General features: G+C 71.9%; 24 protein-coding genes. 14 read left to right on the top strand and 10 right to left on the bottom strand.

Annotated elements, in window-relative coordinates; genetic code table 11:
• Positions 1-471 precede the first annotated feature (471 nt).
• The 3 genes from OG917_RS29870 to OG917_RS29860 all read right to left on the bottom strand — a co-directional run bounded on the left by OG917_RS29870 (position 472) and on the right by OG917_RS29860 (position 3,123).
• Positions 472-687 carry a hypothetical protein gene (locus OG917_RS29870; RefSeq protein ID WP_328321474.1) on the bottom strand — a complete coding sequence of 72 codons (216 nt, stop codon included), beginning with the start codon at positions 685-687 and terminating at the stop codon, positions 472-474.
• 294 nt (positions 688-981) lie between these two features.
• Entirely contained in the window at positions 982-1,845 is an 864-nt protein-coding gene (locus tag OG917_RS29865) for an isocitrate lyase/PEP mutase family protein (protein ID WP_328321472.1), read from the bottom strand.
• Between the two features lie 600 nt (positions 1,846-2,445).
• Complete coding sequence (locus tag OG917_RS29860; protein ID WP_328321470.1) at positions 2,446-3,123, bottom strand: PhzF family phenazine biosynthesis protein; 678 nt, start codon at positions 3,121-3,123, stop codon at positions 2,446-2,448.
• A 140-nt stretch (positions 3,124-3,263) separates the two neighbouring features.
• On the opposite strand from OG917_RS29860, the gene OG917_RS29855 reads away from it, so the two are divergent.
• From OG917_RS29855 to OG917_RS29845, 3 genes are all read left to right on the top strand, one after another.
• Positions 3,264-3,737 (top strand): nuclear transport factor 2 family protein, encoded by a 474-nt coding sequence (locus OG917_RS29855; RefSeq protein ID WP_328321469.1) that lies wholly within the window; start codon positions 3,264-3,266, stop codon positions 3,735-3,737.
• Between the two features lie 106 nt (positions 3,738-3,843).
• A complete protein-coding gene (locus OG917_RS29850) occupies positions 3,844-4,092 on the top strand; it encodes a ribbon-helix-helix protein, CopG family (RefSeq protein ID WP_328321467.1) in 249 nt (82 codons plus the stop codon).
• Positions 4,049-4,465 carry a toxin Doc gene (locus OG917_RS29845; RefSeq protein ID WP_328321465.1) on the top strand — a complete coding sequence of 139 codons (417 nt, stop codon included), beginning with the start codon at positions 4,049-4,051 and terminating at the stop codon, positions 4,463-4,465. Before OG917_RS29850 ends, OG917_RS29845 begins: the two co-directional genes overlap by 44 nt.
• Before the next feature lie 73 nt (positions 4,466-4,538).
• Here OG917_RS29845 and OG917_RS29840 read toward each other — a convergent pair whose 3' ends face one another.
• Together OG917_RS29840 and OG917_RS29835 are read right to left on the bottom strand one after the other, a co-directional pair.
• On the bottom strand, positions 4,539-5,279 hold the full coding sequence (locus OG917_RS29840; RefSeq protein ID WP_328321463.1) for a formylglycine-generating enzyme family protein: 741 nt from the start codon (positions 5,277-5,279) through the stop codon (positions 4,539-4,541).
• 107 nt (positions 5,280-5,386) lie between these two features.
• Positions 5,387-5,611 carry a hypothetical protein gene (locus OG917_RS29835; RefSeq protein WP_328321461.1) on the bottom strand — a complete coding sequence of 75 codons (225 nt, stop codon included), beginning with the start codon at positions 5,609-5,611 and terminating at the stop codon, positions 5,387-5,389.
• A gap of 553 nt (positions 5,612-6,164) precedes the next feature.
• On the opposite strand from OG917_RS29835, the gene OG917_RS29830 reads away from it, so the two are divergent.
• On the top strand, positions 6,165-8,267 hold the full coding sequence (locus OG917_RS29830; protein WP_328321459.1) for an aconitate hydratase: 2,103 nt from the start codon (positions 6,165-6,167) through the stop codon (positions 8,265-8,267).
• 56 nt (positions 8,268-8,323) lie between these two features.
• Complete coding sequence (locus OG917_RS29825) at positions 8,324-9,175, top strand: trypsin-like serine peptidase (RefSeq protein WP_328321457.1); 852 nt, start codon at positions 8,324-8,326, stop codon at positions 9,173-9,175.
• A gap of 120 nt (positions 9,176-9,295) precedes the next feature.
• On the opposite strand, the gene OG917_RS29820 is transcribed toward OG917_RS29825, so the two are convergent.
• On the bottom strand, positions 9,296-10,969 hold the full coding sequence (locus OG917_RS29820; RefSeq protein ID WP_328322292.1) for an IclR family transcriptional regulator domain-containing protein: 1,674 nt from the start codon (positions 10,967-10,969) through the stop codon (positions 9,296-9,298).
• A gap of 156 nt (positions 10,970-11,125) precedes the next feature.
• Here OG917_RS29820 and OG917_RS29815 point away from each other — a divergent pair, with 156 nt between their 5' ends.
• The 9 genes from OG917_RS29815 to OG917_RS29775 all read left to right on the top strand — a co-directional run bounded on the left by OG917_RS29815 (position 11,126) and on the right by OG917_RS29775 (position 18,834).
• Positions 11,126-11,908 carry a CoA transferase subunit A gene (locus tag OG917_RS29815; RefSeq protein WP_328321455.1) on the top strand — a complete coding sequence of 261 codons (783 nt, stop codon included), beginning with the start codon at positions 11,126-11,128 and terminating at the stop codon, positions 11,906-11,908.
• Complete coding sequence (locus tag OG917_RS29810; protein WP_328321453.1) at positions 11,908-12,561, top strand: CoA transferase subunit B; 654 nt, start codon at positions 11,908-11,910, stop codon at positions 12,559-12,561. The genes OG917_RS29815 and OG917_RS29810 overlap by 1 nt, the downstream gene beginning before the upstream one ends.
• Positions 12,562-12,640: 79 nt before the next feature.
• Entirely contained in the window at positions 12,641-13,393 is a 753-nt protein-coding gene (gene pcaH / locus OG917_RS29805) for a protocatechuate 3,4-dioxygenase subunit beta (protein ID WP_328321451.1), read from the top strand.
• Positions 13,390-13,950, top strand: a complete 561-nt coding sequence (pcaG, locus tag OG917_RS29800) for a protocatechuate 3,4-dioxygenase subunit alpha (RefSeq protein WP_328321449.1) — start codon at positions 13,390-13,392, stop codon at positions 13,948-13,950. The genes pcaH and pcaG overlap by 4 nt, the downstream gene beginning before the upstream one ends.
• On the top strand, positions 13,937-15,352 hold the full coding sequence (pcaB, locus tag OG917_RS29795; protein ID WP_443059042.1) for a 3-carboxy-cis,cis-muconate cycloisomerase: 1,416 nt from the start codon (positions 13,937-13,939) through the stop codon (positions 15,350-15,352). Before pcaG ends, pcaB begins: the two co-directional genes overlap by 14 nt.
• Complete coding sequence (pcaDC, locus tag OG917_RS29790; protein WP_328321447.1) at positions 15,349-16,509, top strand: bifunctional 3-oxoadipate enol-lactonase/4-carboxymuconolactone decarboxylase PcaDC; 1,161 nt, start codon at positions 15,349-15,351, stop codon at positions 16,507-16,509. Before pcaB ends, pcaDC begins: the two co-directional genes overlap by 4 nt.
• 57 nt (positions 16,510-16,566) lie before the next feature.
• Positions 16,567-17,742: a 4-hydroxybenzoate 3-monooxygenase gene (locus OG917_RS29785; RefSeq protein ID WP_328321445.1), complete on the top strand. Its 1,176-nt coding sequence runs from the start codon at positions 16,567-16,569 to the stop codon at positions 17,740-17,742.
• A 74-nt stretch (positions 17,743-17,816) separates the two neighbouring features.
• Positions 17,817-18,266: a MarR family winged helix-turn-helix transcriptional regulator gene (locus tag OG917_RS29780; RefSeq protein WP_328321443.1), complete on the top strand. Its 450-nt coding sequence runs from the start codon at positions 17,817-17,819 to the stop codon at positions 18,264-18,266.
• 61 nt (positions 18,267-18,327) lie between these two features.
• A complete protein-coding gene (locus OG917_RS29775) occupies positions 18,328-18,834 on the top strand; it encodes a helix-turn-helix domain-containing protein (protein WP_328321441.1) in 507 nt (168 codons plus the stop codon).
• Between the two features lie 67 nt (positions 18,835-18,901).
• On the opposite strand, the gene OG917_RS29770 is transcribed toward OG917_RS29775, so the two are convergent.
• The 4 genes from OG917_RS29770 to OG917_RS29755 form a co-directional block, all read right to left on the bottom strand.
• Positions 18,902-19,504, bottom strand: coding sequence for a ClpP family protease (locus tag OG917_RS29770; protein WP_328322288.1), 603 nt, complete (start codon positions 19,502-19,504; stop codon positions 18,902-18,904).
• 22 nt (positions 19,505-19,526) lie between these two features.
• Complete coding sequence (locus OG917_RS29765; RefSeq protein ID WP_328321439.1) at positions 19,527-20,183, bottom strand: ClpP family protease; 657 nt, start codon at positions 20,181-20,183, stop codon at positions 19,527-19,529.
• A gap of 154 nt (positions 20,184-20,337) precedes the next feature.
• Entirely contained in the window at positions 20,338-21,975 is a 1,638-nt protein-coding gene (locus OG917_RS29760; RefSeq protein WP_328321437.1) for an alpha-L-fucosidase, read from the bottom strand.
• Positions 21,976-22,226: 251 nt separating this feature from the next.
• Positions 22,227-23,042, bottom strand: coding sequence for an MIP/aquaporin family protein (locus OG917_RS29755; RefSeq protein ID WP_328321435.1), 816 nt, complete (start codon positions 23,040-23,042; stop codon positions 22,227-22,229).
• Positions 23,043-23,153 lie beyond the last annotated feature (111 nt).

Raw genomic sequence — 23,153 nt, 5'->3', positions numbered from 1 at the left:
GACAGAGCAGAGCCGGGACGGAGTCTCCGCCGACGGAACACTCCAGTTCCTGCCGCGTCGACGCCACAGGCGGTACCGGGACAGTGCTCGTCTCTCCGGACGGACCGGGACTCAAACACGGCCCGGCCGCCGCGGCCCGTACGCCCGCCGCGCGGGAACTTCCGTTACAGCAGGCCGCCGTGGAGCTCTCGGACCTCGTCCGTGCGGACTGCTGTGGCCACAGACTGCTGGATCCCGGGCTCCCCCGGGGCTCCCGCGTGCGGGCATCACCCGAAAGGTTCCGGGATTGCACCGGGTAGCGGCCGTACACCCGGGGCCATGAACAGCTGAGATGCTGATCGGCCGACGGGCTCTTCGGCCGAGGGGTGGAGCAAGCGGGCGCGGGAGGGGCGGGCACCGGTTGCACGGGGGGGACCGGGTACTGCGGTGGCCGGGTACTGCGGGGTGGGAGAGAACGACAGGCCGGTGCGCTCACTCTCCCCCTTCGTGATCGCTGCCCGCGTCTCCGGCGCCGGTCTGGGCGTTGGCCGTACGGTCCACCTCCAGCCAGGAGTCCGCGTGGGAGTTGTCCACTTCGACGGCCGCGAGGTGTGTGGGCAGGGTGACCGAGGACACCAGCAGCGGGAGGGACGCGGCGGTGGCGGCTCCTTGCCCGCAGACAGCGCTGATGGCAAGGCCGGCGGCCACCGTCAGGATGCTTCGCACCCTCGCCGCCGAGCTGGTCCTGGGCGGTTGGGGCTGGAGTCGTGGCACGCCGGGTGCGTCGGCGTTCCGCGGTGGCGCGGTGTGATGCGGGGGCGTGGTGTCGTGTGGGTGTGTGGTGTCGTGTGGGTGCGCGGGTTCACGTCGGGATGTCACTGTGTCGTCCTGCCTCTCACGGCCACCGTGACGAGACGGTGGCCGCCGGATTCAAGGGCCGCCATCGGGCGATCGGACAGAGGGTCGGGCAGTGCCCGTGGGGTGAAGGCCACGGGCAGGCCGTCAGACTCCGAGAGGCGAAGCCGCGTCGTGGTGGCGGCTGATGTTCCGCTCCAGGAGCCGCGTCGACTCCGGCACACCGATGCTGCGCTCGCCGCCCCTTTCGGGGAGGCGCCCGTCCGATGCCTTCAGCTTCCGCATGGCGGTGTCGATGGCCTCGTGAGCGGCGAAGAGACACGGCGTGGAGTAGATGGCGACGTCCACATCGAGTGCGTCAAGCTCCGGCAGGGACAGGCGTGGTGACTTTCCGCCGGCGATCTGGTTGAAGAGCAGCGGCTTGTCACCGATCACGTCACGGATGCGGCGGATCCACTCGACACTGCGTACGCCGTCGACGAGCACCACATCGGCGTCTGTCTTGGCCAGCGCCGCCGCGCGGTAGAGGATGTCCTCCTCCTCGACCGCGTCGGTACGAGCCACCACCACCATGTCGCCGCGGCACTCCAGCACCATGTTGAGCTTGTCCAGGTACTCGCCGAACGGCAGAACCTGCTTGCCGTCCGCGTGTCCACAGCGGCGCGGGCGCTTCTGGTCCTCCAGGATCACGCCGGACGCACCGGCCCTGTTCAGCCGCTGCACGACGTGACAGGCCACCTCGGGGTCCACGTATCCGTCGTCGATGTCGACGAGGAGGTGGCGGCCGGGGAAGGCCAGACGCAGCCGCTCGACGAAGGCGACCATGTCGGGCCACGCGATGTAGCCGATGTCGGGAAGTCCGTAGTGCGAGGCAGCGAAACCGAATCCCGAGACGAAGAAGCCGTTGTAGTGCTCGGCGGCGACAGAAGCGGAGTACATATCGTAGATACCGATGAGCGGTGTGGTTCCCGGCGCGGAGATCTCTTCGCGCAGGGCATTTCCGTAATGCATCGAACCTCCAGGGGGTCCCGGCTCCGAAAGCGTTATTGCTCTCGGCTTGACCTTTAATTTACAGATCCTTGACGTTCCGATCGCCGATCCCGGCGCCCATTCGCCCCTGGAAGGAACCGGTGCCGGAACCCGGTATATCTAGGCAGAATCGTTTCTACCCAGGAGCCGTTCGGATGATTTGCAAGAGGCTCCCGCCCCGGGGTGTCCGCCCGGGGCGGGCAGGCATCACCGAAGTGGCCGAACGCTCCCCTTTCGGCGGAGCCCTCGCAGGGGTACGCGAAAACACCTTTCCCGGGTGACGCACTTCCTTCCCCTCTTTCTCCAGCCGGGCCGGGCGGCGGAAGAGGGGCTGATCGACACGCTCACCCGCACATCGACCGTCACCGAACTCTCCCGTCACATTTCCGATGTGCTGCACCGCCGGATGGGGGCGGCCCCGGATATCCGCGCAACGCGGCTGCGCACACCGGTCACCAACTGGCCCACCAGGAAGAGGCGGAGGGGACCGTCACGCCGGTCCGGTGGCATCCGCCGTGCAGGTGAGAGCGTGGAGCCGGCGGTCAAGTGCCCCTGCATACAAGGGCACTTGACGGGCCCCTTCTACAGCGGGCGGCCCCCGGCCACCGCGACACGGCCGCCGATCTCGATCCAGCCCTCATCGGAGACCCGGGCCACGATGTCCGAACCGCGGCCCTGCCTGATGCGCAGATCCCGGCCCAACTCACCCGCCAGCAGCATCGCCGCGGCGCCGGTTGCCTCGTCCTCGGTAATGGCGTCGCCCCGCCTCGGGAATCCACGCGCCCGGACCGTGCCCGCGTCCTCGTCCGCCCAGGACCACGCGTACAACCAGCCATCGCCCTCCGGCGGCGCCGGCAAGGCGTCGACAGCGGCCGCCGACGGATACTGCTGGGTGCGCTTGCCCGACACCCACCCCGCCCGGCCGCGGATCCAGGTGAACTCCCCGTCGGTCCAGGTGCGCACATCACCTGCCACTGTCCGCAGCACACCGGCGGGCGTGCCATGCGCCCGGAGCAGCCACGCCGTTCCGATCAGCGGATACCCGGCGAAGGGAAGCCGCACGCTCGGCGTGTAGATGTCGACCGTGACCTCCCCGGCGACGGTATCGACGAACACGGTCTCCGAGAAACCGAGTCGCCGGGCGGTCTCCTGGCGCTCTGCCGTGCCAGGGACGGCAGTTCCGTCACGGAACACACCCAGCGGGCTTCCCCCGGTGCCGTCCCGGCCTATGAACACCTGCACCATCTCCATATCGGTCATAGTCGAACTCAAGCATGTACGCGGCTCTCCCCCGAGTATTCGGGAACGCTCGCCACCGGCGGGGCGCCGCTCACCGAACAGGCCCGCCCGGGAAGGAAATCCAGTCGTGGCATCCACCTCCGTCCTGGTAGGACGGGGGCATGGCTACCGAAGTCCTCGACCCCCTGGGCCGTCTGCTCGCCGAGCGTGCCTGTGAGCGCCTGATCACCGAGTTCGTCCGCCGGCTCGACCTGGGCGTTCCGGGTGACGTGGCGGAGCTGTTCACACCTGACGGGCTCTGGGAGTGGGCCGAGGGCGGCCGGAGGGTCCAGGGCCGCGAAGCTCTGCGGACCTACTTCGGTTCCCGGCCTGCCGACCGGCTCTCGCGGCGGATCTGCACGAACATCCTGGTGACTCTCACGTCCGGGTCGACGGCGACCGCGACCACCTACTTCACGACGTACCGTGTCGACGGCCACACCGGCGGAATGCAGCCCCCACGGATCCCGGCACAGGTGGGGCACTACGCGGACACCTTCCGCAAGACTGACGGCGAGTGGCTCCTCGCCGCCCGCTCCACGTTCCTGGCCTTCGCCGGTCCCACGGAACGTCTGGGCGCCGCCGTCACGTCGTAAGGCTGCGGCGGAACCGGAGGGGGAACGGGGCACGCGTGTGCCCCGGGCGCCGCCCGCCGCTGTCGGCCCTGTTTCCGTGCTGTACGCCGTGCTGTACGGTCGGGGCATGTCGAAGCCAGTGACGATCCGGGTCGATGACGAGTTGCACGCGCTGCTCAAGGAACGGGCCGAAGCCGAGGGCACCACGGTGACCGCGCTCATCGCCCGCGCCGCACACGACGCCGTCCGTGACCCCCGTCTCGAAGGCGCAGCGGAAGTCTTCCGTGCGTTCGTCACCGACAACGCCGACGCGTTCGACAGCGCCTTCCCCGATGACGCGCCGTCCCTGCTCGACGCACCGGGGCGGGCCGCCTGACGTGGAGCTCCATGTCGATATCCGCTGGCTTCTGGAACGCCAGGCGGAGGCCCTGCCCAAGCACCCGCACATCCATGACTTCTCCAGCCTGGTGGCAGCTGTCGGGCGGCACCGCGTCAACACCCCGAGGGTCGGGGCCACCGTCGACAACTCCTGGCGCGCTGCCGCGCTGATGCACGCCGTCATCCGCCTGCGCCCGCTGCCCGCGCGTAACGCCCTGTTCGGCGTAGGCCTGGTCGTCGCCTACATGGACGCCGCCGGTGAAGGCATCGACGCCCCGTACGGCGCGCTGATCGACCTCGCCCGTGACATCGACTCCGGCCGCTGCGACGCGTACGACGCCGCCGACCGCATCCGGTCCTGGCGCATCTGACCACCACGGCGGGGCCCGCTCCGCCGGGACGCCGAACGTGCGGGGCTCCGCTCGGCCCGGCACGTGACGGGTCTCAGGCCGTCCCTGGCCGGGCCCCGGAAGCCGCGGGCTCAAGGCCTCCGTGCCACGACCGGGCAAGCCGGAACCCGAGGTCGTCGACGCGGAAGGCCGGGTGGCTCTTGCGGCGGCACGACGCCCTGCACCCTCGCGGGGCGTCGTACGCACCTCCGCCACGGAACACCCGGTACGGGCCGTAGACCCCGGGGTCGTACACGTCCCAGCACCACTCCCACACGTTGCCGAGCATGTCGTGCAGGCCCCACGCGTTCGGAGCCCTGGTCGCGACGGGGTGCACCCGGTCGCCGGAGTTCCCCCGGTGCCAGGCGATGTCGTCCAGCTCTCCGTAACGGACACCGGAGGTCCCGGCCCGGCACGCGTACTCCCACTCCGCCTCGGACGGGAGGCGGTAGCCGTCCGCCTCCCAGTCGCAGCGGACGTCCCGGGCCTCCGGATCCTGCCCGAGCACGTAACAGGGGTCCAGACCCGCCTGCCGCGACAGCAGGTTGCAGAAGCGCACGGCCTCGCCCCAGGACACCTCGGTCACCGGCGTACGCGGCCCTGCCGGAGCGGAACCCTCCCCGCCCTGAACGGAGCGGTACAGCTCGTGCGTCACGGGATACGGCGCCAGGCTGAACGCCCTGACCGCGACCGTCCAGTTCGTCCTGGTGCCTTCGTCCCGCAGGGAGATCTCACCGGCCGGGATACCGACCATGCGCGGGGAGACGGCCTCGCACGTCTGCGCTTCGGAAGTCATAGTGTGATCATATAGGTCAATACCCCTGCCCCATCAGCCTGTTCGGGACAGTGGGCCTCTCGAACCGGAGAGCGTTCCGCGCTGTACGGACTTCCCGTCGCCGAACCTCAACTCTCCCGCACGGGGCGGGCCTTGCCGTCACCGGTCACGTAGGAGGTCAAGTCGCTGCCCAGGATTTCGGTGACGAGCCGGTGCCCGGCCTGGTTCGCGGGCCCGGACGGCTTGTGCTGCCCCGACGCCGGGCCGGAATCGGCGGCCGCCGCGCCGGCGCTTCCCAGAACGGCCTGAGCGATCAGTGCGCTTGCGGCCAGGAGCTTGGGGAACGTACGCATGTGACACGCCTTTCTTGGCACAGGTCCTGGCGGCGGGGCACGGCCCGTGGCCCGCCGCTGCCCGCGGTGGGGTGTTCAACGGCTCGCCCGGGGCGCCCCGTCGGAGCCTCTCGCCCGCGGTTCTCCTCCCAGTGTGTGTGCGAACGCCGGCCGGACCGGCCGAAGGAGTGGCTCCGGGCGCTCCGTTCACTCGAACGGGGCCACCCGTGCGGCGCACGGCCAACCACGGCGTCCTCGCCGGGAGTGACCACACCGGCAGCCACATACGGCAGCTTCGTCGCCGGGCCCCGGGCCGGGGAGAGAACTCGTGGGAGTGAAGGCGGACGGGCGTAGTGCGGTGGCGGGCGCGGCGCGGTACCCACGGGGTGGGTTTCCTCCCGGTGGGCCACCCCCCTGCGGGCACCCTCGTACGGCCAGGGTTCTGCCCCCGCGATGCCGCCCGGCGCTGCCCCCCGGCGGCGCCGAGGGGCACGGACCGCGGTGACCGGGGACAATGAGGTACTCGACCCCGGAGAGGGCGGCCGGGGACGCGGCACACGGTCGGAGGTGCGGCATGGAGGCGAGCGCACAGCAGCCGGGGCGGACCACCGGCTCCACGGCGCGGCCGGGACGGACCGGACGTGCGGTCCGGACCGCGCACGGCACGGTGGCCCACCGCCTGATCGCGGACCACCTGGTGGAAGGCCGGGCCGAGCCGGGGACCGAGATCGGGCTGCGAGTGGACCAGACCCTCACCCAGGACGCGACCGGCACGCTCGTCATGCAGGAGCTGGAAGCACTCGGGCTGGACCGGGTGCGCACCCAGGTGAGTGTGCAGTACGTGGACCACAACATCCTCCAGACCGACGAGCGGAACGCCGAGGACCACGCCTTCCTCCGCTCGGCGGCCCGCCGGCTCGGTGTCTGGTACTCGAAGCCGGGCAATGGTGTCTCGCACCCCGTCCATATGCAGCATTTCGGTGTTCCGGGGCGGACACTCGCCGGTTCGGACTCGCACACCTGCGCCGCCGGCGCCCTGGGCATGTTCGCGGTCGGCACCGGGGGCCTGGAGGTCGCACTGGCCATGGCCGGCCGGCCGCTGCGCATCACCATGCCGCACATCTGGGGCATCCGGCTGACCGGAGCACTGCCGGAGTGGGTCAGCGCCAAGGACGTCGTCCTGGAGATGCTGCGCAGGCACGGGGTCAAGGGCGCGGTGAACCGGGTCCTGGAGTACCACGGCCCCGGTCTCGCGTCGCTGTCGGCGATGGACCGGCATGTGATCGCCAACATGGGCGCGGAACTGGGCGCCACCACCACGGTGTTCCCCTCCGACGACGCGGTACGCGACTTCCTCCGCAGCGAGGGCCGTGCGGACGCCTGGACGCCTCTGCGGGCTGCGGACGACGCGGTCTACGACCTGGACGAGGAGATCGACCTCACCGCACTGGAACCGCTCATCGCCCGCCCCACATCGCCGGGGAACGTCATGCCCGTCCGCGAGGTCGCGGGTGAACCGGTGGGGCAGGCGGTGATCGGTTCGTCCGCCAATCCCGGTCTGCGCGACTTCGCCGTGGCGGCGGAGATGGTCCGCGGGCGGCAGACCCCGCCCGGGGTCAGCTTCGACGTCAACCCGACGTCCCGGGAGATCCTCCAGGACCTGAGCCGCTCCGGCGCGGTATTCGACCTCATCGCCGCGGGCGCCCGGATTCACCAGGCGGGCTGCCTGGGCTGTATCGGCATGGGGCAGGCACCCGCGGTGGGCCGCAACTCGCTGCGTACGTTTCCCCGTAACTTCCCCGGGCGTTCGGGTACTCAGGACGACGCGGTCTGGCTCTGCTCGCCGGAGACGGCGACCGCCTCCGCGCTGCGGGGTGTCATCACCGATCCGCGCGACTGGGCGGCGGAGACCGGACTGGCGTATCCCGATGTCAAAGCCCTGCGGGCCGAACCCGTCAACACAGCGATGCTCGAACCACCGCTGCCACCCGATGAGGCCTCCCGGGTGGAGCTGGAACGCGGTCCCGGTGTCTCCGCCCTGCCCGACCTCGATCCGCTTCCGGACAGCGTGCTCCTGCCCGTCCTCCTGAAGATGGGCGACAACGTGTCGACCGACGAGATCTCACCGGCCGGCGCCAGGGCACTCCCCTACCGCTCCGACATCCCGCGCCTCGCGGAGTTCACCTTCACCCGGATCGACCCCGATTACCCGGCCCGCGCGGCTGACTGCCGTGACGCGGGCGGTCATCTCGTCGTCGGCGGGGAGAACTACGGGCAGGGCTCGTCACGCGAGCACGCGGCGCTCACACCCCGGTACCTGGGGCTGCGGGTGGTGATCGCCACATCGTATGCGCGGATCCACTGGCAGAACCTCGCCAACTTCGGTGTTCTCGCACTCGAATTCGACGATCCCGGGGACTACGACCGTATCCGGCAGGGCGACGAGATCCGGCTCGACGGCCTGCACGGCGCTCTCGCCCCGGATGCCGAACCGTCGGTGGTCGCCGTCAACACCACACGGAACGAGCGCTACCGGCTCCACCACCATCTGCCGGCCCACCGGCGCAGCACTGTCCTGCTCGGGGGCGTCATCCCGGCAGTGGCCGCCGAGGAAGCCGGACGCCGGACGGGCGCGGGCAGTTCGTCCGACGGCGCGGCAACGGGCGGCGGAACGTGATCGACGCGTTCGACTGAATCCACGCATGGGGGCCCGGTCCTGCTGATAATGACGCTGTGGCGTTGAAGGACAGGAAACTCCTCGCGCCCCTGACGCTCGTCGTCGTCGGGGCGATCGCACTGCTGGGGTACGCCTCACAGGCCGAGACCAGCAGTGCACAACGGCGCGCCGACAGCCGGGGGGTGCCCGGCGCCGAAGCGCGGGCCCCGGACGGGGACCAGCCGGGGAAGGTCCGTGAAGGCACCGCGTACACCCCGCGCAGAACGCAGCAGAACGCCCGTGTGGGCGCGCTGTTCCAGAAGGACGACACCGGTGATCACTTCTGCACTGCGAGCGTCGTCGCGAGCCCGGGACGCAACATGCTCATCACCGCCGCACACTGTGCTTACGGCAGCACCGGGAAGCCCAGGGCCGACCTCGTCTTCGCGCCCGCCTACCGGGCAGGGAAGGCTCCGGCCGGCCTGTGGCACGTCAGCAAGGCCGTCGCGGACGACCGCTGGGCCAGGAACGGGGACCAGGATCTCGATGTCGCCTTCCTCCTCCTGGACAGCAACGACGGCAGACGGATCCAGGACGTCCTCGGCGGCAACACGCTCGGTATCGACCGGGGCTTCCGCCACACGGTCAAGGTGACCGGCTACCCCAACAACCGGGACACACCGATCTCCTGCCGCAACCGCTCGACCCGTTTCAGCGCCACACAGATGCGGATCCACTGCACGAACTTCGCCGGCGGTACCAGTGGCAGTCCCTGGGTCACCGAACCCACGCCGAACGCGCGCACCGGCACGGTGATCGGTGTCCTGGGCGGCTATGAACGCGGGGGTGACGACGATGACGTGTCCTACGCGGCGTACTTCGGCAAGGACATCGCGCGCCTGTACCGTCGCGCCCTGTCCGGGGACTGAGCCCTCCGGGCGGGGCGGCGGCACAGGCGAACGTGATCGCACCCGGAAGCAACAGCCCCCGGAACAGGATCCGCCGGCCCGCCGCCGGCGCGGGTGTACCGCCCGTGGGCCGGGAGGGGGTCAGGGCGCGGCGATGTGCTGCCGCTCCGCTGCGACAGCCAGGTCGGCCTCCGTCCGCGCGACCGCCGCAGCCAGGTGAGGCAGAACGGCCTCCAGGAACTGCTGCCGGGTGGCACGTCCCGCGTGCTGCGACACGTTGACGGCCGCGATGGTGCGCCCCGAGCCGTCCCGGAGCGGCATCGCGACCGAACGCAGGCCCTCCTCAAGCTCCTCGTCGACCAGGGCGTGGCCGTCGCGTGCGACGGATTCCAGAATGTCCGCCAGGGCGCCGGGTGTTGTCACGGTATGGCGGGTGAGCGGCTCGAACGTGATCCGTGCCAGCCGGGCGGCGCGTTCCGGCGCGGGCAGGCTGGCGAGGAGGACCCGGCCCATCGAGGTGGCATAGGCGGCGAACCGCGTGCCGACGGTGATGTCCACGCTCATGATGCGGGCCGTGGGTACCCGCTCCACATAGCGGATCTCGTCACCGTCCAGGACCGCGACGGACGCCGACTCCCTTACCTGGCCGGTGAGTTCGGCCAGATGGGGCCGTACGATCTCGCCGAAGGAGAGCCGGGAGAGCCGGGCGTAGCCGAGTTCGAGTACGCGCGGAAGCAGTGTGAAGGCACCCTCGTCGGCGCGCACATAGCCGAGGTGCTGGAGAGTGAGGAGGGAGCGGCGGGCGCTGGCACGCGGGAGGGCGGCCGCTGCGGCGACGGCGGTGAGGGTCAGTCCGCCGCGGGCCGCGCCGAGAGCGCGCAGGACGGTGAGCCCTCTGGCCAGCGACTGGAGGAAATCGGGGCCCAGTTCGGCCTTCAGGCCGGTGCCGGTGTCCGCCGCCGCGGAGGTGACCGGCGGTGCCGCCGGACGGGAGGGCGCGCGCAGTGCCTCTTCCATCGCCGCCGCGGCCAGGCGCAGGCGTGGCAGGGCGTGTTCGCGGAGGGACTGCGCGCTGTGCCGGCTGGTGTGGCTGACGACGCTGAGGGCGCAGACCGGCGTCCCCGCCGGATCGCGGACGGCGTGGGCCACAGCGACGAGGCCCGGTTCGATGAGCTGATCGTCCGTCGACCAGCCGAGGTCCGCCGCCTCCCGCACACGTGCTTCGAACGCCGCTTCGGTCCGGTCCGGCCGGAGTGGCGGGACACGGGGCGGCACGGCGGGGAACCCCGTGTCCAGCGGGTCCTGCCCACGCCGGGTCAGCCATCGGGTGCGGTCGGCCCCGTCCCATCCGGCGGCGAAGACCGCCCCCGGGGCGCAGCGCTCCGCGGGCAGCAGATCGCCGATCCGGAAGGCCAGTGCCATGGCCCGCCGGCGGGTGGCCTGGGTGATGAAGCGGACTCCGTCGCCGTCGGGTACGGCGATCGAAACGGACTCGTCCAGCTCGTCGGCGAGGGCGATGGCGTGCGGCTCCAGCGCGCCGGGCAGCCCGCAGGAGGCCAGGTAGGCATTGCCGAGCTCCATCAGCCGCGGGGCGAGCATCAGGTCGCGGCCGTCGGAGCGGAGGTACCCGAGCCGGGCCAGGGTGAGCGCGATCCGGTCGACGGTGGAACGCGCCAGCCCTGTCGTGCGGGCCAGGTCGCTCGCGCGCAGGCGGGAGTCCGGGTCCCCGGCCATCGTGCGCAGCACTGCCAGGCCGCGCTCCAGCGGGCCGACGGTCTCGCCGGGCGGGGCGAGTGCCGCGGCGGACTCCCGCATGGCCTGCGGCATGGGCCGTACCTCCTCGGGGCGGTCGCCGGTGCCGGCGACGGTGGGAAAACCGTACCCGCAGCCGTTGACAGGGCCGAAGGCTCGGCGGAGACTCAAGCCCAAGCAATTATGAACGAAAGTTCATCAGGCGAACAGGGGCTTGGCATGGACAAGTTGGCGGCCACCGCCGATGAGGCGGTGGCGGACATCCCGGATGGCGCTTCCCTCGCTGTCGGCGGATTCGGCCTGAGCGGGGTCCCGGACGTCCTGATCCAGGCCCTCCATGCCAGGGGCTCCACCGGGCTGAGTGTCGTCTCCAACAACTGCGGTGTGGACGGCGGCGGCCTCGGCACGCTGCTCGCGGCCGGCCGGATCGCCCGGGTGACCGGCAGCTACGTCGGCGAGAACAAGGAGTTCGCCCGCCGCTATCTCGGCGGTGAACTGGAGCTCGAACTCACCCCCCAGGGCACGCTGGCCGAGCGGCTGCGGGCCGGCGGCTGCGGCATCCCGGCCTTCTACACGCCCGCGGGCGTCGGTACCCAGGTCGCCGACGGCGGGCTGCCCTGGCGGTACGCCCCCGACGGCAGCGTCGCGGTGGCCTCGCCGCCCAAGGAGGTACGTATCTACGACGGCCGCGAGTACGTCCTGGAACGCGCCATCACCACCGACTTCGCCCTGGTGCGCGCAGCCAGGGGCGACCACCACGGCAACCTCGTCCTCAACAAGGCGGCCCGCAACTTCAACCCGCTGGCGGCGATGGCCGGGCGGATCACCATCGCCGAGGTCGAAGAGCTCGTCGAGCCGGGCAGGATCGGACCCGACGAGGTCCATGTGCCGGGGGTGTTCGTCCAGCGCGTCGTCGCGCTGACCCCGGCCCAGGCAGCCGACAAGGGCATCGAGCGGCGGACCCTCTCGGTCTCCGCCGCTCCGAGGGGGGTGGCGGGCTGATGGCCTGGACACGGAACGAGATGGCGGGGCGCGCCGCGCGCGAGCTCAGGGACGGCACCTACGCCAACCTCGGCATCGGCCTCCCGACGCTGGTGCCCAGCTTCCTCCCCGCCGGGATCGACGTGGTCCTGCAGTCGGAGAACGGGCTGCTGGGCGTGGGGCCGTATCCGACCGAAGCCGAGGTCGACCCCGACCTCATCAACGCGGGCAAGGAGACCGTCACCGTGCTGCCCGGCGCGAGTTTCTTCGACTCCGCGCTCTCCTTCGGCATGATCCGCGGTGGCCACATCGACGCCGCGATTCTCGGTGCGATGCAGGTGTCCGCGGCGGGTGACCTCGCCAACTGGATGATTCCCGGAAAGATGGTCAAGGGGATGGGCGGGGCGATGGACCTGGTCCACGGCGCCCGCACCGTCATCGTCCTCATGGAGCACACGGCCAGGGACGGCTCGCCGAAGATCCTCCAGGAGTGCACGCTGCCGCTGACCGGCCGCCGCTGCGTCAACCGCATCATCACCGACCTGGCCGTCCTCGATGTGACCGGTGAAGGCCTCGTGCTCGCCGAGACGGCGCCCGGCGTGAGCCCGGACGAGGTCGCGGCGCGCACCGCCGCACCCGTACTCCTCCCCACGGGCCGCGCGGACGCCCGCTGACCCGGCCCGGGCCGAACGGAAGACCCCGGCCCGAGGGCCGTGCCGCACCTCCCTGGTACCGGAAAGGCAACCGTCCACCATGTCGCTCACCCAGTCCGGCATATCCCGCGAGATCACCGAGGCGCACGAGGCCTACGCCCGCTCCGGTGTGGTCCGGCACCACCCCGCCCGGGGCTACGCCCCGTACCGGAGCACCCTGCTGCGCCATCCCGCGCAGCCCCTGACGGCCGTGCACGACCCGGAAGCGGTGGAACTGTCGGGCCCGGCCTTCGGCGTCACCGACGTCACGGCGCTGGACGCCGACCTGACGCGCCAGCACCAGGGGGAGCCGATGGGAGAACGGATCACCGTCACCGGCCGCGTCCTCGACCGTTCCGGCCGCCCGGTGCGCGGCCAGCTGGTGGAGATATGGCAGGCCAACGCCTCGGGGCGCTACGCCCACCAGGGCGACCGGCACGCGGCGCCTCTCGACCCCCACTTCACCGGGGTGGGCCGCTGCCTGACGAGTGACCAGGGCGAGTACTCCTTCACCACCGTCAGACCCGGCGCCTATCCCTGGCGCAACCACGCCAACGCGTGGCGCCCGGCGCACATCCACTTCTCGCTCTTCGGGCAGGCCTTCGCCCAGCGGCTGGTCACCCAGATGTACTTCCCGGGCGATCCGCTCTTCGCCTACGACCCCATCCTGCAGTCGGTCACCGACGACGCCGCCCGGGAGCGTCTGGTCGCGCGGTACGAACACGAACTGTCCCGTCCCGGGCAGTCGCTGGGCTACCGCTGGGACATCGTCCTGGACGGCCCCGCAGCCACCTGGACCGAGGAAGGCCGATGACCGTGCCGCCCACCCCCTCCCAGACCGTGGGCCCCTTCTACGGATACGCGCTGCCCTTCCCCGGCGGCCCCGAGATCGCCCCGGCCGGACACCCCGGCACCATCACCGTGCACGGCTCGGTCCTCGACGGGGCCGGGGAGCCGGTCCCGGACGCCGTGCTGGAGTTCTGGCAGCCCGCCCCCGACGGTTCCCGTACCGGGGCACCCGGCTCGATGCGCCGCGACCCGGTGACCGGCGGTCATCTCGGCCGGGACGGGGTCACCTTCACCGGCTTCGGCCGGGTCGCCACCGACGCGGACGGCCGGTGGGCCGTGCGCACCGTGCCCCCCGGCGGCGTGCCCTACCTGTCCGTCTGCGTCTTCGCCCGTGGACTGCTGCACCACCTCTACACCCGGGTCTATCTCCCGCAGGCGGCTGCCGGGGACGATCCGCTGCTCGCCGCCCTCGACCCGGCGCGCCGGCGGACCCTGCTCGCGGCCGGGACGGCCCCGGACACCTACCGGTTCGACATCCGCCTCCAGGGCGAAGAGGAGACGGTCTTCCTTGACTTCGGCTGAACACCGCACGACGGGCGCGGTCCCGTCCGGGGACCGGGGGGAACGGGAGGCCGCCGATGTCGGCCTGCTCGATCCGGTACGGGCCGGGTCGGCCACCGAGGCGGCCACCGGCGACCGCGCGTTCCTGCAGGCGATGCTCGACGCGGAAGCCGCCCTGGCCCGCGCCCAGGCGGCGCTCGGACATGCCCCGGCACGGGCCGCGGCAGAGATCTCGGCTGCGGCCCGTGCCGACCGCTTCGACGTACGCGACCTCGCGCTGCGGGGCCGCCCGGGCGGCAACCCGGTCATCCCGCTCGTCAGTGATCTCACCGCCGCCGTGTCCTGCGAGGCCGCACCGTACGTCCACCGGGGCGCCACCAGTCAGGACGTGCTCGACACCGCGGCCATGCTGGTGACGGCTCGCAGCCTGCCGGACATCATCCAGGATCTGCACCGGACGGCCGGGACACTCGGGCGGCTGGCAGCGGAGCACCGGGAGACGCCGATGGCGGGCCGCACCCTCACCCAGCACGCCGTCCCCACCACCTTCGGCCTGAAGGCAGCCGGCTGGCGCAGTCTCGTACTGGACGCGGCGGACCGGCTGTCGGCCCTGCGCCCGCCGGCCCAGCTGGGCGGCGCCGCCGGGACCCTGGCGGCCTTCGAGGTCCTGGCCTGCGAGCCCGGCAGCGGTCCCGGCCTGCTCGCCGCCTTCGCCGGCGAACTCGGTCTGGCCGCGCCCCCTCTGCCCTGGCACACCCTGCGCACCCCCGTGGCCGACGCGGGCGGGGCGCTCGCCCTCACCGCGGGCGCGCTCGGCAAACTCGCCGCGGACGTCCTGGTGCTCTCGCGCACCGAGATCGGCGAGCTGGCCGAGGGCGGCGGTGGCCGCTCCTCCGCGATGCCGCACAAGAGCAACCCCGTGCGGGCCACGCTGATCGCTGCCGCGGCCCGCAGAACACCGGCCCTCGCCTCCGTGCTGCTGGGCTCGCTGGCCGCCGAGGACGAACGTCCGGCAGGTGCCTGGCACGCCGAGTGGCAGACCCTGCGCGAGCTGCTCCGGCTGACCGGCGGAGCAGCCCGGCTGGCCGCCCGGCTCACCGCGGATCTGGTGGTGTTCACCGAGCGCATGGCCGGGAATCTGACCGTGACGCAGGGTCTGGTGGTCAGTGAGCGGATCACCGCCGAGCTCGGCCGGCTGCTCGGCCGCGCCCCGGCCGCCGAACTGCTCGCCCGCGCCGCCCGCAGGGCCGCCGGCGGGCCACTGAGCCTCGCCGCGGTACTGCGGGAGGATCCCGCGCTCAAGGGCCTCGTCAGCGACGAAGCCCTCCGGGAACTCGCCGACCCGGTCCGTTACCCCGGCTCGGCCGCCGCCTTGACCGACCATGCTCTGAAACGCGCCCCCCTCGGAAGGAACCGGCCGTGAGCCCCCTGCCGCACCACCTGCTCGACGGCGCGCCCGACGGCGCCCCGCTCATCCTCGGCCCCTCCCTCGGCACCTCCGCGTCCGTCTGGGCGGACCATGCCGCCGCCCTGTCCCGTACCCACCGCGTCCTCCGCTTCGACCTGCCGGGGCACGGCGGCTCCCCCGCCGGGCTGCTCCCCCGGGACGGCTCAGCCACCGTCGCGGACCTCGCCGCTCTCGTCCTGCGGCTGGCCGACGCGCAGGGCTGGGACCGCTTCGGGTACGCGGGAATCTCCCTCGGCGGTGCCATCGGCGCACACCTCGCGGTGCACCACCCGGAGCGGGTCGGCGCGCTCGCGCTGGTCTGTTCGTCCGCCCGGTTCGGCGACCCGGCCGGCTGGCGGGAGCGCGCCGCACTCGTCAGGGCCGAAGGCACAGCGGTGCTCGTACCGGGCGCGTCCGGTCGCTGGTTCACCCCGGCCTTCACCGGATCGGCCGCCGCCAGGGCCACCGTCGCCGACCTCCGCGACGCGGACCCGGCCGGGTACGCGGCGTGCTGCGACGCGCTGGCCGCGCACGACCTGCGGAGCGAACTCCACCGCGTCGGCGCACCCACCCTGGTCGTCGCCGGGCGCGAGGATCCCGCCACTCCCCCGGCCCATTCCCGGGAACTCGCCGACGGGATCCCCGGGGCCACTCTGCTCGAACTGCCGGGCGCCTCCCACCTGGCCCCGGTCGAGCAGCCGCAGCCCGTACTCGCCGCACTCCGGGCGCACTTCGACGCACCGGCGGGTGACGACGCGGCGCGCCGGGCGGCGGGGACGGCCGTACGGCGGGCCGTGCTGGGCGGCGCTCACGTGGACCGCTCCGTCGCACGCAGCACCCCGTTCACCGCCGCCTTCCAGGACCTCATCACCCGCTACGCCTGGGGGGAGATCTGGACCCGCCCCGGCCTGGACCGCCGTACCCGCAGCTGCATCACGCTCACCGCACTGGTGGCCCACGGCCGGCTCGAAGAGCTGGCGATGCACATCGGCGCGGCGATCCGCAACGGGCTCACCCGCGACGAGATCGAGGAGGTCCTGCTCCAGAGCGCCGTCTACTGCGGTGTCCCCGCGGCCAACGCGGCCTTCGCCACCGCCGAGCGTGTGCTGTCCGACCTCGACGGGACCACCTGACGGCGTCCGCGCCGCTCTCCGCCACCGCCACCGCCCCTCGCCGTACCAGGAGTCCGCATGCGCACACGTGTAGGCATCATCGGCGCCGGCCCCGCCGGGCTGCTGCTGTCCCACCTGCTCCACCGCCAGGGCATCGAGAGTGTCGTGCTGGAACTCCGCACGCGGGAGTACGTCGAGCGGCGCCAGCGCGCCGGCATCCTCGAACACGGCACCGTCGAGGTACTGCGGGCCTCGGGCGCCGGGGAGAGGATGGACCGCCAGGGCATCCCGCACCAGGGGGTGGAGCTCAGGTTCGACCGCCGGGCCCACCGCATCGACCTGGCAGCCGGCACCGGCGGGCGCTCCGTGATGGTCTACGCACAGACCGAGGTGGTCAAGGACCTCATCGCACTGCGTGAACAGGCGGACGGTCAGGTGCTGTTCGAGGCAGAGGCCCTCTCGGTCGACGGCGCCGATACGGCTTCCCCCTCGGTCCGCTTCCGCCAGGCGGGGGCTGAACAGACCCTGGACTGCGATGTCGTGGTGGCGTGCGACGGCTTTCACGGCATCGGGCGGCGTGCGGTGCCGGACGGCGTCCTCACCGTTTCGGAGCGCACCTACCCCTTCGCCTGGCTGGGCATCCTGGCCGATGTGCCGCCGTCCTGCGACGAGTTGATCTACGCCCACCACGCCCGTGGCTTCGCCCTGCACAGCATGCGGTCGCCGCAGGTCAGCCGCCTCTACCTCCAGGTGGATCCCAGCGACACCACCGACAACTGGCCGGACGCGCGGATCTGGGACGAACTCGACGCGCGCTTCGAGACCGAGAGCGGCTGGACGCTCGGGCGCGGCCCGGTCACCGAGAAGAGCATCACCCCGATGCGCAGTTTCGTGGCGGAGCCCATGCGTCACGGCCGTCTCTTCCTCGCCGGGGACGCGGCGCACATCGTTCCGCCCACCGGGGCCAAGGGGCTCAACCTCGCCGTCGCCGACGTGACACTCCTGGCGCGGGCCCTCTCCCACTGGCACACCCGGCAGGACGAGACGCTGCTGGACGCCTACTCCGAGACCGCGCTGCGCCGCGTCTGGCGGGCCGAGCACTTCTCGTACACGATGACGAGCCTGCTGCACACCGACCCCGCGGCCACCGCGTTCGACCGCCGCCTCCAGCTCTCCCACCTGAGGTACATCACCTCGTCGGACGCCGCGTCCGCCTCGCTCGCCGAGAACTACGCGGGGCTGCCCGTCGTCTGACAGCACCGCGGGGCGCGCGGCCGGGCGCGGACCCCGGTGTCGTTATGCTCGGAGGCCCGTACCCGCGAGGAGCCATGACGACCGCCCCGAACCTGCCCCAGCTGCTCATCGAGGCCAAGCGGTGGTTCGACGACGCCCTGCTGGCCGGTATGCGGCAGGCGGGCGAGCAGCCGGTGACCACCGCCCAGGCAGCCGTCTTCGCCACCCTGGACGCCGGGGGCACCACCGTCTCCGAACTCGCCCGGCGCATCGGTGTGACCCGGCAGACCGCGCATCAGGCCGTGCACGGCCTCATCGGGATGGGGCTGCTGGAGCAGGCGACCGACCCGGTTTCGGCGCGGAGCCGGCTGATCAGGACCACCGAGGAGGGCGCACGCGCCCACCGGCACGCCCAGGACGTACTCGCCGTCATCGAAGCGGCCCTGTCCGACCGTATCGGCGCAGCCACCGTCGCCGCCCTGCGGGAGGCGCTGACCGCGCCCTGGGGCGAGCCGCCCCGGGTGGACGCGCCCGCCGCCGGATGAATTCGCCGAGGGCAGAACGCCACCGGCGGTCTGCCGGGCGCGGGGCTCCTACGCTGAGGAGGTGAGCAGCCATGCGCCGAACGAAGCCCGCGTCCTTCCCCTGCGCCCGGGTGCAGCCACCCCTGCACCGGCCTCGCGGACCGAGACGAGAGAACCCCTGTGGCGTGATGTCGTGGGAGGCGTCCTGCGCCGGGAACGCCTCGCGCAGGAGCGCACGCTGAAGGATGTGGCCGACGCGGCCAGAATCTCGATGCCGTACCTCTCCGAGCTGGAACGCGGTCGCAAGGAGGCCTCGTCGGAGGTCCTCGCGGCTGCCGCCCGTGCGCTCGGGCTCGGGCTCGCCGATCTGCTCGGGCTGGGCCGGCGCGAGCTCGCCCGTCTCGCCCCTCCGGGTTCGGCCGTTCCGCGTACCGCGGCAGCGCCCGCCCCCACGGCGCCCGGGCTCACCGCCGGGGAGCAGCCCGCCCGCACCGGCCGGAGCGGCTCCGTGGTGCCCCTGCCGGACCCGGCCCACCGTACGGCGGCGTCCCCGGTCTCCCACCGGGGCGAAGTGCGCCTGGCCGCCTGATCGCCGGCCTCCGGGAGGCTGTACGGGGCCGCGCCCCGTACAGCCTCCCCTCCCGGGCGCCGGGGCGCTACGCCGCCGCGTTCCGGCGGCTGAGTACCTGGTCGGCGAGCCCGTACGCGACGGCTTCGCGCGCGGTGAAGACCTTGTCGCGGTCCATGTCGGCGCGCAGTTCGGAGATCTCGTGGTGCGTGTGCCGGGAGAGGACCTCCTCGATCTCCGCGCGGATCCGGAGCATCTCCTTCGCCCGCAGGCTGAGGTCGGAGACCGTGCCCTGCTGGCCGCCGCTCGCGGGCTGTCCCAGCAGCACGCGGGCGTGGTCGAGGACGAACCGCCGGCCGGGGTCGCCCCCGGCGAGCAGCACCGCTGCGGTCGAGGCCGCCTGGCCGACGCAGAAGGTCGAGATGGGCGAGTTGACGAAGGTCATGGTGTCGTAGATGGCCATGAGTGAAGTGACCGATCCGCCGGGTGAGTTGATGTAGACGGAGATCTCCGTTTCCTGACCGGACGACTCCAGGTGCAGCAGCTGGGCGATGACGACGTTGGCCACGCCGTCGTCGATCTCGGTGCCGATGAAGATGATCCGTTCGGAGAGCAGCCGGCTGAAGACGTCGTAGGACCGCTCCCCCTGCGGGGTGCGCTCGACGACGTTCGGAATCGTGTACTGCCCCATGTGCATCGGGTACCGGTCCATCTCAGAGCCCCGTCCGTCGCCGCGGGCCGGCCGGGCGGACGTCGCTGAGCGACTCCACGACCCGGTCGACCATGCCGTACTCCCGGGCCTGTTCGGCCGTGAACCAGCGGTCACGGTCGCCGTCACGGGAGATCGTCTCCTCGCTCTGGCCGGTGTGCTCGGCGGTGATCCGCTCGATGGCCTTCTTGGTGAATTCGAGGTTCTCGGCCTGGATCGCGATGTCGGCTGCGGTCCCGCCGATACCGGCCGACGGCTGATGCATCATGATCCGCGCGTTCGGGAGCGCGTAGCGCTTGCCCCGGACTCCGACCGTGAGCAGGAACTGGCCCATGCTGGCGGCGAACCCCATCACGAGGGTGGAGACGTCGTTCGGGATGAGCCGCATGGTGTCGTAGATCGCCAGCCCGGCCGTCACCGAACCGCCGGGGCTGTTGATGCAGAGGCTGATGTCGGTCTTCGGGTCCTCCGCCGACAACAGGAGCAGCTGGGCGCAGACCCTGTTGGCCGACACTTCGTCGACCTGGGTGCCGAGCAGGACGATGCGCTGCATGAGGAGCTGTGCGGCCAGGTGGTCGTCGAAGCGTGTGGCGGGGGTACCGGCGTCATCGGACGCGTGTGGGGCGAGGGCGGCGCCCCAGCCGGCGGGGGGAGTAGGCATCGGTCCTCCTTGTCGGGGGCGCGGAGGTTCCGCGCTCCCCCCACTGTCGGGCCGTTCCCGCACCCTGTTGAGCTCTCTCGGCCCGCAGCAGATTCGCTGACGGCAGAGCCGGTCCGGCCTGCCCCGGCGGGTTCCGGGGCAGGCGGTGCGGCGATCAGCTCAGCGAGCGGTAGAGCCCGAACTCCGTTATGCGGGCGGGGCGGCGGGAGGCACATACGCGCAGCCGCCACTGCCGGGCGGCCACCGGGGCGGGCAGCAGCACGATGCGGCTCGCACCGACGGTGCCCACCTTCGCGACCTGCGTCCAGCCGTCCTCCGTCCTGGCCTCCACGACCGCCTGCTCGATCTGCTGGCCGTGCCGGATGTCCTCGGCGAGCCGGATGCGGTTCACCTCGCGCGGGCGGCCGAAGTCGGCGTGGAGGGCGCCCTTCGACGCGGCGGGCGCGGTCCACGCCGTGTCCGGGTCGCCGTCGACCGCGCGGGCCGGGTGGTGCCCGTCGCCCCAGGTCCGCGCGGTGTGCGCGAGGTTCTTGGGCAGCTCGCTGCCAATGCGCTCGTCGAAGGCGCGCAGCACTGCGACGTCCGCGGCGGGGAGCCTGCCCTGCTGGTCGGGCGGAATGTTCAGCAGGAGCACGGAGTTGCGTCCGACCGACCGCATATAGATGTCGGTGAGTTCGTCGACCGTCCTGGGCTTCTGGTCCGCGTGGTAGAACCAGCCCGGCCTGATGGAGACGTCGCACTCGGCCGGCCACCACTGGAGGTACTGAGCCACCGCCCGGGAGGCGGCGAGCGCGTCCCGGCTGCCCTGGTCCGGAGCGTCGTACGGGAGCGCGTAGTCGGTACGTCCGTACTCCTCGGCGGCGACGGGGACGGCGCTCCACTCGTCCTCACGGGCCAGCCCGCCCTCGTTGCCCACCCAGCGGACGTCGGGCCCCGAAACCGCGACGGAGGCCCCGGGCGCGAGGGCCCGGACCACCTCGTACCAGCTGTCCCAGTCGTAGTGCTCGACCTTCTCCGGAGGGATCCGCCCCTGGGCTCCGTCGAACCACACCTCGTCCACCGGGCCGTACTCGGTCAGCACTTCGTAGAGCTGGTTGAGCATATGGGCGCCGTAGTCGGTGGCCTGGAGCCGGAAGCTGCGCAGGTGCTTTCCTGTGCGGTCGTCGCCGTCCACGAGCGTGGGCACGGTGCGCTCCGTGCGGGCGCTGCCGTTGGCGTACACGCCGTGCAGGTACTGGTTCTCGTCGGCCGGTGAGATGTAGACACCGACCTTGATGCCGTGGGCGCGCATCGAGTCGGCGAACGACCGCAGTACGTCCCCGCGGCCGCCCTCCCAGCTGCTGGAGGCGACCCCGTGCTCCGTGTAGCGCGAGGGGTAGAGGACGAAGCCGTCGTGATGCTTGACGGTGAGGATGGCGAGCCCGAAGCCGCCGTCGCGCAGCGCACGGGCCCACTGGTCCGTGTCCAGTCCGGTCGGCTGGAAGACATCGGGGCTTTCCTCACCCGTCCCCCACTCCAGGCCGGTGAAGGTGTTGACGCCGAAATGCAGGAAGGCCGTCTTCTCCAGCCGCTGCCAGGCGATTTGACGCTCGGTCGGGCGGAGTCGTGCGGCCTTCTCGACCAGTTCGTCCGGGGTGTCATCGGGGCTGATCGCGATGCGGTATCCGGGCTCAACGGGGAAGGAGGGGCGGCGGTGAGGCGCGGCCAGAGCGTCCGGGGCGAGCAAGGGTGAGCCTGCGGAAGCGGTGACGGTGGCGAGCGCGGTGACGAAGAGGCGGCGGCTGAGAGCCATGGGCGGGTCCTCCGGTTTCGGTGGCTTCGGGCGCGGGCCTGCGTACGGCCGCACCTTCGTCCAGTCATCCGATGTCCTGCGGAGCCCAGCCTCTCAATTCCACCGTCTCGCCGATGAGCCGACGGAGAAGAGTCCATCTGTCCGTAAGGAAAGTCCATCCGGGCACGACGCGGGGCCGGCAGGGCCGGTGGCGTGGCCCACGTGTGCTGTGGGTACGTGCCACCGGCCCTGCCGGCCCCGCGCGCTTCCCGTCAGTCCGCTGCGGGAATCCTTCCGGTCTCCTGCTTCTTGCCGAGTCCGGGCAGATAGCGCCCGATCAGCAGCTTGTACAGCCCGGCGCCCAGAGCGCCGCCGATCAGCGGCCCGACGATGGGCACCCAGAAGTAGAGGTTGCCGTACTGATCCCGCCAGGCGGAGTGGTAGCCGGTGATGAAGCTCGCGAGCCGGGGACCGAAGTCACGGGCGGGGTTGATGGCGTAACCGGCGTCCGCACCGAACGCCATGCCGATGGCCACGATGAGCAGACCGATGAGCAGCGGTCCCAGATTCGCGCCGGGCGGGTCGTTCAGCAGGTCGGTGAGGGCGAACAGCACGAAGAGCAGGATCGCGGTCCCGAGGATCTGGTCACGCAGCGCGCCCCACTCGCTGACCGGCAGGGTTCCGTTGCCGGGCAGTGTCGAGAAGACGAACTGGGACTTCAGCGTGTGGCCGGGGTCGAACTTGGCCAGCACCTCCGTGTAGTTCCACCTGACGAGCAGCGCGGCGGCGAAGGCTCCCGCGGTCTGGGCCACCACGAAGGGCACGACCTTCGCCCAGGAGAACCCCCTGAAGAGGGCGAAGGCGAGCGTGACCGCCGGGTTGATGTGGGCCCCGCTGATCCGGCCCGCGACATACACACCCAGCGTGACACCCAGGCCCCAGGCCCAGGCGATGCTGTCGTGGTCCCCCAGACCTGCGGCCGCCACCTGCGCCACCACTCCGCACCCGAACAGAATGAGGATGAGGGTGCCTGCGAACTCGGCGGACAACTCAGCGACGAGTCCCGTTCTCTGTGCGCCTTTTGACATGGACACCTGCCTCCAGACAGTCCGGACTGAGACGTACGGCCGGCGGCGCGAAGGGGGCGGAGCGGCAGACCGACGCACCGCACGGCCCGGACACGCACACCGGCATACCCA

It is taken from the genome of Streptomyces sp. NBC_00388 (assembly GCF_036061255.1).
In the GTDB taxonomy this organism is placed as follows: domain Bacteria; phylum Actinomycetota; class Actinomycetes; order Streptomycetales; family Streptomycetaceae; genus Streptomyces.
The sequence above is the reverse complement of the archived record's forward strand: the minus strand, read 5'-3'. Positions and strand labels throughout refer to the sequence as shown.

Bases quoted from the DNA above. Each gene is read 5' to 3' on its own strand.
- OG917_RS29865 (WP_328321472.1), bottom strand. From the start codon at position 1,845: ATGCATTACGGAAATGCCCTGCGCGAAGAGATCTCCGCGCCGGGAACC.
- OG917_RS29860 (WP_328321470.1), bottom strand. From the start codon at position 3,123: ATGACCGATATGGAGATGGTGCAGGTGTTCATAGGCCGGGACGGCACC.
- OG917_RS29855 (WP_328321469.1), top strand. From the start codon at position 3,264: ATGGCTACCGAAGTCCTCGACCCCCTGGGCCGTCTGCTCGCCGAGCGT.
- OG917_RS29850 (WP_328321467.1), top strand. From the start codon at position 3,844: ATGTCGAAGCCAGTGACGATCCGGGTCGATGACGAGTTGCACGCGCTG.
- OG917_RS29845 (WP_328321465.1), top strand. From the start codon at position 4,049: ATGACGCGCCGTCCCTGCTCGACGCACCGGGGCGGGCCGCCTGACGTG.
- OG917_RS29840 (WP_328321463.1), bottom strand. From the start codon at position 5,279: ATGACTTCCGAAGCGCAGACGTGCGAGGCCGTCTCCCCGCGCATGGTC.
- OG917_RS29835 (WP_328321461.1), bottom strand. From the start codon at position 5,611: ATGCGTACGTTCCCCAAGCTCCTGGCCGCAAGCGCACTGATCGCTCAG.
- OG917_RS29830 (WP_328321459.1), top strand. From the start codon at position 6,165: ATGGAGGCGAGCGCACAGCAGCCGGGGCGGACCACCGGCTCCACGGCG.
- OG917_RS29820 (WP_328322292.1), bottom strand. From the start codon at position 10,969: ATGCGGGAGTCCGCCGCGGCACTCGCCCCGCCCGGCGAGACCGTCGGC.
- OG917_RS29815 (WP_328321455.1), top strand. From the start codon at position 11,126: ATGGACAAGTTGGCGGCCACCGCCGATGAGGCGGTGGCGGACATCCCG.
- OG917_RS29810 (WP_328321453.1), top strand. From the start codon at position 11,908: ATGGCCTGGACACGGAACGAGATGGCGGGGCGCGCCGCGCGCGAGCTC.
- pcaH (WP_328321451.1), top strand. From the start codon at position 12,641: ATGTCGCTCACCCAGTCCGGCATATCCCGCGAGATCACCGAGGCGCAC.
- pcaG (WP_328321449.1), top strand. From the start codon at position 13,390: ATGACCGTGCCGCCCACCCCCTCCCAGACCGTGGGCCCCTTCTACGGA.
- OG917_RS29785 (WP_328321445.1), top strand. From the start codon at position 16,567: ATGCGCACACGTGTAGGCATCATCGGCGCCGGCCCCGCCGGGCTGCTG.
- OG917_RS29780 (WP_328321443.1), top strand. From the start codon at position 17,817: ATGACGACCGCCCCGAACCTGCCCCAGCTGCTCATCGAGGCCAAGCGG.
- OG917_RS29770 (WP_328322288.1), bottom strand. From the start codon at position 19,504: ATGGGGCAGTACACGATTCCGAACGTCGTCGAGCGCACCCCGCAGGGG.
- OG917_RS29765 (WP_328321439.1), bottom strand. From the start codon at position 20,183: ATGCCTACTCCCCCCGCCGGCTGGGGCGCCGCCCTCGCCCCACACGCG.
- OG917_RS29760 (WP_328321437.1), bottom strand. From the start codon at position 21,975: ATGGCTCTCAGCCGCCGCCTCTTCGTCACCGCGCTCGCCACCGTCACC.
- OG917_RS29755 (WP_328321435.1), bottom strand. From the start codon at position 23,042: ATGTCAAAAGGCGCACAGAGAACGGGACTCGTCGCTGAGTTGTCCGCC.